The following is a 5,524-nucleotide window of genomic DNA, read 5'->3' on the forward strand; positions in this document are numbered from 1 at the left end:
CCGGCACCCGCCGAGCCCGGCCGCGCCGACGGCGCGCCGCGCCCCGGATCCGCGGCGGCGGACACCGACGTCGTGGGGGTCGCCGTCATCGGACTGGCCGGGCGCTATCCCGGTGCCCGCGACGTCGACGAGCTGTGGGACAACCTCCTCGCCGGACGGGACTCCGTCGGCACGATCCCCGCCGAGCGCTGGGACCACGAGGCGCTCTACGACTCCGCAGGCGGCCCGGGCCGTACCTACTCGCGGTGGGCGGCGCTGCTCGACGGCGTCGACGAGTTCGACTCCCTCTTCTTCGGCATCTCTCCCGCCGAGGCCGAACTGATGGACCCCCGCCAGCGGCTCTTCCTGGAGACGGCACACCAGGCACTCCAGGACGCCGGCTACACCCCCGAGGGCATGGGCCGGAACACCGGCGTGTACGTCGGGGCGATGGCCAACGACTACGGCCTGTTCAGCGCCCAGGGGGCGCTCACCGGAGACGCGCCCTACCCCTGGGCGGAGGGCTATCAGATCGCCAACCGCGTCAGCTACCTCTTCGACTTCACCGGTCCGAGCCTGACCGTCGACACCGCCTGTTCGGCGTCGGGTACGGCTCTGGAGCTGGCCTGTGGCGCGGTGCTGCGCGGGGAGGTGACGGCGGCGGTGGCGGGCGGGGTCAATCTGGTGCTGCATCCCGCCCGGCACATCCAGTACGCGCAGATGGGCATGCTCGCCCACGGTGGCCGCTGCCGGGCCTTCGGGGCGGGGGCGGACGGCTTCGTGCTGGGCGAGGGCGTGGGAGCCGTCGTACTCAAGCGGCTCGACCGGGCGCTGGCCGACGGCGATCACATTCACGGCGTGATCCGCTCCGCGGTCGCCAACTCCGACGGCCGTACCAACGGGTTCACGGTTCCCAGCCCCGCCGCCCAGGCGGCCCTGGTGCGCAGGGCGCACCGGGCCGCCGGGGTGGAGCCACAGTCGATCGGTTACGTCGAGGCCCATGGTTCGGGCACCGCGCTCGGCGATCCGATCGAGGTGCGGGGACTCACCGAGGCGTTCGGGGGACCGAGGGAGGGCGGATCCCGCAGCGGGATCGGCAGCATCAAGAGCAACATCGGTCATCTGGAGTCGGCCGCCGCCGTCGCCGGGCTGACCAAGGTGCTGCTGCAACTGCGCCACCGCACCCTGGTGCCGACCCTGCACACCGATCCGGTCAACCCGCACATCGACTTCTCGCGCACACCGTTCCGCCTCCAGGAGTCCGCGGAGCCGTGGCGGACACAGGACGGTCCGCTCCGCGCCGGACTGAGCTCCTTCGGCGCCGGCGGGGTCAATGTCCACCTGGTGGTGGAGGAGCCCCCCTCCCTCGCCGGGGCCGACGACGACGTCGCGGGCCGGGCCCACCTCATCGTGCTCTCCGGCCGGGACGGGTCCGACCTGCGCGACTACGCGGGACGGCTGCGTTCCGCGCTCGCGGCGGGCCCGGGACACCGGCTCGCCGACATCGCCTTCACGCTCCAGGCCGGAAGGCAGCCGCGGGACGAGCGACTGGCGTTCCCGGCCACGGACCTGCCGCACCTGCTCACCGCACTCGAACTGATCGCGGACGGCCGGTCCGCCGAGGTGGCCGGACTGGTGCACGGGCGGATCGGGGACCGCCCCGCACTCGGCGACGTGTTCGGTTCCGGACCGGAGGGCGTCGCCTTCCTGCGGGAACGGCTGCGTGCCGGGGACCTCACGGTGCCCGCCCGGCTGTGGGCGTACGGAGCGGACCTGCCCTGGGCCGAACTGACGGAGCCGGGGTGCCGGCGGGTCAGCCTCCCGCCGTTCCGCTTCGCACCGGTCAGGCACTGGCTCCCGGCCGGTCTGACCGCCTCGCTCCTGCCGGGCGGCGGCGCGGCGGTGAAGAACGCGGAAGACGTCGCGGCCACCGAGGCCGACGGTGGCGCGGCGCGCACGGAGGCGACGCGGGACAACGGTGTCGCGGACGGTGCGGGGGCCGCGTCGGAGACGGTGCTGTACCGCGCGCTCTGGGCGCATGCCCCCTCGCTGTCGCCCGGCACGCCGTCCCCGGCGCCGACGGCTCCGCCGTACGACGGACTGCTCCTGGTGACGGTCGGCGACGAGCCCCCGGGGGCCGGTGCGGACGCGGTGACCGGGGTGAGGACGGCGCACGCGGTGGACCCGGAAGCCGTTCCCGGCCTGCTGGACGCCCGCGCGGCGCGGATCGTCGTACTGGATCTGCGTCCGCACCGCGCGGACCCTTTCTCCCTGGAGGCCGCCGTCGCGCTGCCGTTGACGCTGGCGCGCTGGTCCGCCGAGCACGGCCGCCCCGTCGACTGCGCGGTGGTGTGCCGCCCCGGGGATCCGGCGGTGACGGCCCTGGACGCGCTGGGCCGGTCACTCGCCCTCGAAGGCGTACGGCTGCGGCTCGGCCGGATCGAGGTGGCCGATCCACGACTCCCGCCGGTACGGGACCTGTTGGCGGAGGCCTGTGGTCCGGACCGACAGGTCCGCCGGCTCGGGACACGGCGCTGGACACGTCGGACCGAGGCGGTGGCGCACGTGCCCGCCGAACCGATCCGGCGCGCCGGGGCGCCGACGCGTACCGGCGGTGTGCTGATCACCGGTGGCGCCGGCGGGGTGGGGCGGCTGGTGGCGACTCATCTGGCCGAACGGCACCAGATTCCCGCCCTTGTCCTGCTCGGCCGCTCGCACCCCACGCCGGACGTCGAGCGGCTCCTGACCGGCTTGCGACGCCATGGTGCGCGGGCCTTCTACCTGCGGGCCGACGTCACCGACGAGGACTCCCTCGGCGCGGCCCTGGAGCAGGCCCGCGAACTGGCGGGCGGTCTGCGGGGCGTCATCCACGCGGCAGGGGTCCTCGACGACGCCCCGCTCACGGCCAAGACCCCCGGCTCGCTGCGCGCGGTCCTGGCACCGAAGGCGGACGGCACGCTGCTCCTCGACCGTCTCACCGCCTCCGACCCGCTGGACTTCCTCCTCCTCACCTCGTCCTTCGTCGCCTGGACCGGAAACGCCGGCCAGTGCGACTACGCGGCGGCCAACCGCTTCCTCGACGCCTTCGCGGAGCAGCGCGAGGAGTGGCGGGTCCAGGGCCTGCGGCACGGGCGCACGGTCTCCGCCGCCTGGCCGCTGTGGCGGGACGGTGCCATGCGGATGCCCGTGGACGTCGTACGACTGACCGAGACCACCACCGGCCTCCGGCCGATCGCGACCGTCCGGGCGCTGCGCGCACTCGACGAGCTGCTGACCGCGGATTCCGGTGCCTACCTCGTCGGCCACGGCGACCAGACCCGGATCGCCTCGGCGCTCGGTGCGGAGCCCGCCGCCGTGGAGACGGCGACAGCGGCGGTCGACGCCGGGACACTCCACGCACGGCTGACGGCGGAGGTCTCCGCCCTGTTGAAGCTGCCGCCGAACGCCCTGGGCGTGGACGAGCGGTTCGGCGACGTCGGCATGGACTCCGTACTGACGATCCGGCTCGTCAACCGGCTGAACGAGCTGTTCGGCCTCGCCCTGACACCGGTCGCGCTCTACGAACATCCCACGGTCGCCACGCTGTCGGGGTACCTGACGGAACATCATGCCGTCACCGGGGCAGAGGAACCGGCGGCGCCGGCCACCCACGCGCGGGCCGTTCCGGGGCCTGGAGCCGGTTCGGAGCCCTCCGTTGCCGCAGGTTCCGGGCCGATCGCCGTCATCGGCATGGCCGGGCGCTTCCCCGGTGCCGACGACATCGACGAGTTCTGGACGAACCTGCTGGCCGGGCGCGACTGCGTCAGCGGTGGCCACCCGGACAGCGCCCCGGGCGAACGGGTGGGCGGCCCGGTGAGGTCCTGGGCGGACGGCGCCGGTCCGCGGGCCGGATTCCTGGCCGACGTGGACGCCTTCGACGCCGGTTTCTTCGGGCTCTCGCCGCGTGAGGCCGCCCTGATGGATCCCCAGCAGCGGCTGTTCCTCCAGGCGTGCTGGCACGCGATCGAGGACGCCGGGACCGACCCGCGGGCCCTCGCCGGCTCCCGCACGGGCGTCTACGTTGGCGCGACGCTCAGCGACTACACCGAACTGCTCGCACGCGGCGGGGACACCGCCCACGCCTACCTGGCTCCCGGCAACGTCCACAGCGTCATCGCCAACCGTGTCTCGCACCAGCTCGACCTGCGCGGCGCCAGTGAGGCCGTCGACACGGCCTGCTCCAGCTCGCTGGTGGCGCTGCACCACGCCGTCGCCGCGCTCCGGTCCGGCCAGTGCGACCTCGCACTGGCGGGCGGCGTCAACGTGCTGTTGTCACCGACGTACTTCGACTCGCTCGCGGGCGCCGGGATGCTGTCCGCCACCGGCCGCTGCCACACCTTCGACCGGGCGGCGGACGGTTACGTCCGTGGTGAGGGCGTCGCCGCCGTCCTCCTGAAACCGCTGGCCCGGGCGCTCGCCGACGGCGATCCCGTGCACGCCGTGATCCGGGGCACCGCCGTCAACCACGGTGGCCGGGCACACTCACTCACCGCGCCCCGTCCGTCCGCCCAGGCCGAGGTGATCACCGCCGCGCTGCGGGACGCCGGGGTGCCGGGCTCCTCACTGGCGTACGTCGAGACGCACGGCACCGGAACCCCGCTCGGCGACCCGATCGAGATCGACGGACTGCGCGCCGCCCTCGGCGGTCCGGTCGGTCCGGTCGGTCAAAGTGGTCCGGCCGGTCGGAGTGGTCAGGGCGCCGGGTGCCTTCTCGGGGCGGTGAAGGCGTCCATAGGGCACGCCGAGTCGGCCTCCGGCATGGCCGGGCTGATCGCGGTCGTCCAGGCGATGCGCCACCACACCCTGCCGGGCACCCCCCATGTACGTGAGATCAACCCGCACATCGACCTCTCCGACGGCGTCCTGCGGCTGGCCACCGGTCCGGAACCCTGGGAGCGGAACGATCCCCGGGAACCCCGTCGGGCGGGCGTCAGCTCGTTCGGCTTCGGAGGCACCAACGCGCACGCCGTCCTGGAGGAGGCGCCCGAGATGCCGGCAGCTCCGGCCGCCGGATCCGGACTCCAGGTGGTGACCCTCTCCGCCACGGACGACCAACGCCTGCGCGCCTACGCGGAGCGTCTGCTCGCCTTCCTGGACGGCGACGACACGCCGCTCGCCGACCTCGCCCACACCTCCCGCACCGGGCGGACCGCACTGCCCCGGAGGCTGGCACTGGTCTGCCGCGACACGGCCGGACTGCGTGAGCGGCTCGGCGACTTCCTCGCCGGGCGGGACCACACCCGACCGGCCTCCGACGCGGTTCCCCCGGACCTGGCGGAGGCCGTGCGCGCCTGGACGGCGGGCGGCCCGGTCGCCTGGGAACGCCTGTTTCCGCAGGGCGGGCGGCGGGTGCGTTTCCCGCTGTACCCGTTCGACACCCGGCTGCGCTACGGCCCACCCGGCACCGGAGGCACCGGAGGCTCCCGGCCCGGGGAGACCGTACGGCCGGCCCGCGACGCGCGCGAGAGCGAAGAGGCCGCCGGCACCGGCCCCGCCCGCCACGAAC

The 5,524-nt window shown here is 74.5% G+C and carries 1 protein-coding gene; it reads left to right on the forward strand.

All coding sequences use genetic code 11. The annotated features are described in order from the left end of the window. Positions 1-5,524: SDR family NAD(P)-dependent oxidoreductase (locus GT042_RS34330; RefSeq protein WP_161312603.1), on the forward strand; the 5,524-nt coding region annotated here is incomplete at both ends.

The sequence above is a fragment of the Streptomyces sp. SID3212 genome (assembly GCF_009865405.1).
Lineage (GTDB): Bacteria > Actinomycetota > Actinomycetes > Streptomycetales > Streptomycetaceae > Streptomyces.